Raw genomic sequence first — 3910 nt, forward strand, 5'->3', positions numbered from 1 at the left:
TATGACCGTTGTGACTCCATTTTTATCTCGTCCATTGCTCTCGCTGCCATTGCTATTTGGGCATAATTAAATGGTGATTGAACCTAGTCATTTTGATGGTACCAATTTTATCTGGATTTGATTTAACTGTCTTCTTCTTGTAAAAATGGAGCCTGATTGCGACATAAATTGCGTCCTCTGTAAAAATAGGTATTATTGCTAGGGATCACATTAGGGAGTGATAGATTGAAAGGATTTCTGAATAATACAAAACAATTAAGCAAGCTTGGTTTTTTTACTGGTCTTTTAAGCCTCTCTTTTTCGGTTAATGCAGCTTTTCCCGTTTTTTCCCAACAAGGTCAGTTTGAGTGGTCTGCTAATGTAGGTTTATCCTGGTTACAGACAGGTAATTCCAACGTGGTAATCAGTGAGTTTGAGACAGATAGGTTACGTCAGACGCGTACACCGCTTGCTGGAGATTTGGGTCTAGGGATTGCTTATCTAATTCCTTTGAATAAATCTGCCAGAACGGATTTAACCTGGTTTCCAGAGTTAAGGACAGCTTTGAATATCCGTTATATGGATCAAGAAATTATCGGCCAAAATGTTTATGGTGAAGCGGATCTATTCCAGGATCCCAACATGAATAATTATACCTACGATTTGTCGCTTGCCAGTACTCGGCTGATGATTGATCTGGTGCTGACAGTAGCTTCTATGGAACGATTTTCAGTGTTTTTACTGGGTGGAGTTGGGGCGGGTTGGACACAGGTAGATTACAAGGATAGGCCTAATCCCGGTATTGTTGGGGGAGCGCTATCTTTAAACAGCAGAACGAACAATCGTTTGGTTGGCGAAGCTGGTGCGGGTTTAGCCTATGATTGCAACAATCAATTTAGATTTTCTTTGGCCTACCTCTATACCGATTACGGCACGATCAAGACAGGTAGTCAGGGCGTTATTGATTTTAACAACCCTATAACCATTAATCCCATGCGATTTTCTTTTCATACCCAAGCTATTTTATTTGGGGTACATATTAAAGTTTAATTTTCATTGAATGAAGGCTGATAGGATGCATAAATACCTCCGTTGTTACTTTTATTTATTAGGTTTGCTGTGTTTCGGGTTGTCTGCGAGTTGGGCTGGCATTCAGCCGCTTTCCTTTACAGTCCAACCTGCAGTCAATCAAATGGCGATTGGTCAAACACAACAATTGACTTATACGATTCGTAATAATGTACAAACACAACGTTTACCTCTCAGAAGGATTGCGATTGTCAATAATGGGGCTGATGTACAGGCACCTTCAGCCACAACGTTGAATACCAATTGCCGTTCTTTTCTTGCTCCCAATGAATCATGTTCAATTACGGTGGTCGTCTCTAATCTTCATCAAGGCACTCTGGCACGCTTTTTAAGTATTGACTATGGTGGCAGGGCACCCTTGCTCAGTAGTATTGTGATGAATGTAGAACAGGCTAAATATACCATTCTGGTGTACATAGTAGGTTCAGATTTAGAGTCAAAAAGTGGGGCTGCAACAGATAATATCAACCAAATGATGCAGGTTGGCTCTACTAAAAATATGAATGTTGTGATAGAAACCGGCGGGGCACAAAAAGCAGGTTGGCTTACGGTGCAGCGGAAACTGGTATTACCCGGCAGTTTGTTTTTACTTCAGGATTTAGGTTCAATTAGCATGGGTGCTACCAGTACTGTGCAGGATTTTCTTGAATGGGGTGTGACCAACTATCCTGCGGATAAATACATTATCGTCTATTGGGATCATGGCGGAGGTCCCAATGGTGGTTTCGGTTTTGATGAAGTGAATCCTCCTGCTATAACACCTATGAATCAAATCGTGGCCGCCACGATGGCCGCTTCCAATAATACCGGAAAACGTTTTGAGATTATTGGTTTTGACGCCTGCCTTTTCGGCAGTGCTGAAACAATTGCCGGTTTGTATCCTTATACAAACTATTACGTGGGGTCGGAAGATTTAGAGCCTGGCGAGGGGTGGCAATATAATACTTTTCTGAGTTATGTGAACACACATCCCACAGCGGATGGTTTGGCCGTGGGCACTGAGATTGTCAATGGTTATACCAATCAAAATAAAAATGACTCGACTACTTTATCAGTGATCGATTCGACTGCTATACCTGATTTACTATCTGCAGTAGATAATTTTGCAGTTGCTTTACAACCTTATACCAATAACGTCGCCAATTGGAAAAATATTGCACGGAGCAGGTTCAAAGCACCAGATTACTCTACTTCAGTATGGGACAATGAGAGTTATGATCTGGTCGATTTGGTGGAGTTTGCCAGTCGGGTATTTGACCAGTTTCCTGTTGATATCGATTTGCGGGCAGCATCAACAGCCTTGGCAGACGCCACACAAAACGCAGTGAAATATTTTAAAAACAGCCCCAATAGGGAGGCTTCTTTTGGTTTGACGGTCTATTTCCCTTCTATTTTGGCCTCTTATAAAACAGACTATCCTAACAATACATCACTGAATGGAAATCATTTTTTTTCAACTAATTACATCAATTTAGTAACTGCCTACAATAATTTTTATACAGCGAATACTGCCAGTTTAGTGGCCAATATAGTTAATTTAAATTTCGATGGTACTAATTATACAGCGACAGTGAGCAATGATTTTGATGAGTTATTTGCTGCAGTGGGGAATGACAGCTGTAACAATGTGTTTGACAATAACAACAACAATATTGGTGCGGTTCCCTGTTATACCTCCATACAGTATTCAAATATTAACAGCACTCCCAGTGTAGGTACCACGTTTGATGTTAGCTTTAATAAAGCACAAAATCTTGCTAGTTGGCCTTCCTTAAATACGGAGCCGGTTCTTTTTATTCCTAATGATACCAATCCAAGCGTTGCTGGGGAGGATACTTTTTTAATTCCAGTTAAAGAGGTTAGCCCCACAGGCTCTAATGGATATTTAAATGTTATATTAAACAGCTCCAACGAATATGAGGTTGTTGGATTTCAAAAATCCACGGGTAGTGCCAATTCGGCAGGTAAAATAGGGGAAATTGCGGATGGAACACAGTTCTATGTGCGAACTTATGCTTTAAATGGAACATGGATGTTGTTGCGTACTGATAGAATAGTTACAGCACCTTTTTCTGTGACCTTTGGTACGGTACCCAATACCTTTGATGCTTTTCGCTTCCTTGTTGGTGATATAACGGGTGCTTTAACAATTACTGCCAACTCGGTGGCTTATTAAACAATGAAACCAATGCGGGTTTTTTTTGCACTTGCCATGCCCAAATCGACACAGCGATTATTGGCAGAAATCCTGGCTTCAGCACAGAGATACATTCCTGCTGCTGAAGCGCATTGGGTGCCTAAGGAAAATTTACATATCACCCTGCAATTTATTCCAGAGGTTCATATTAATGATCTGCCACAACTTATTGAAAATGTTCGCAGTAGTCTAACTAATCTGTCTTCGTTTTATTTGGAATTGAAGGGCATGGAATTTTTTCCGACACCAACGCATCCACGAATTATTTCTTTGGCTGTAGGCCCAAGTGATTGTCTAACCCAACTGTCCGCAGCGATTGGCCAAGGAATTAAGGCAAGTAATTATCCTGTTGAAACCCGTGCCTTTCGGGGGCATCTAACACTCGGTCGTTTACGTCGTGTTCATCAGTCTTTTTCCCTGGAACAAATTAAAATACCACTTATTCCCAGGATATGGATTGATGTGATTCATTTATTTGAAAGCAGGTCTGGTAAGGAACACTCTAATTATATCCCTTTAGCTCACCTTGAATTGAATAAGAACTGAGTGATAAAGGGAGAGTTATGCTCGAATCTGGTGTATGTGAAAAATAAATTAGGTGGCGTATCCTGTTGATTGTTCGCCAAGAACATAATCAACAAAAGG

The 3910-nt window shown here is 40.8% G+C and carries 3 protein-coding genes; all 3 read left to right on the plus strand.

Features of this window, described 5'->3' with window-relative positions; genetic code table 11:
• Positions 1–225 precede the first annotated feature (225 nt).
• The 3 genes from Lfee_RS07350 to thpR are packed head-to-tail and all read left to right on the plus strand — an operon-like array spanning position 226 to position 3811.
• Entirely contained in the window at positions 226–1029 is an 804-nt protein-coding gene (locus Lfee_RS07350) for an outer membrane protein (protein WP_058445383.1), read from the plus strand.
• Positions 1030–1054: 25 nt separating this feature from the next.
• The gene (locus Lfee_RS07355) at positions 1055–3244 is read left to right on the plus strand and encodes a clostripain-related cysteine peptidase (protein ID WP_058445385.1); all 2190 of its coding nucleotides are present in this window, start codon (positions 1055–1057) and stop codon (positions 3242–3244) included.
• A gap of 12 nt (positions 3245–3256) precedes the next feature.
• Entirely contained in the window at positions 3257–3811 is a 555-nt protein-coding gene (gene thpR, locus Lfee_RS07360; protein WP_058445387.1) for an RNA 2',3'-cyclic phosphodiesterase, read from the plus strand.
• Positions 3812–3910 lie beyond the last annotated feature (99 nt).

The sequence above is a fragment of the Legionella feeleii genome (assembly GCF_001467625.1).
In the GTDB taxonomy this organism is placed as follows: domain Bacteria; phylum Pseudomonadota; class Gammaproteobacteria; order Legionellales; family Legionellaceae; genus Tatlockia; species Tatlockia feeleii.

What these genes read in the sequence shown, in the direction of transcription:
- Lfee_RS07355 (WP_058445385.1), top strand. Translation starts at nt 1,055, where the DNA reads ATGCATAAATACCTCCGTTGTTACTTTTATTTATTAGGTTTGCTGTGT.
- thpR (WP_058445387.1), top strand. Translation starts at nt 3,257, where the DNA reads ATGCGGGTTTTTTTTGCACTTGCCATGCCCAAATCGACACAGCGATTA.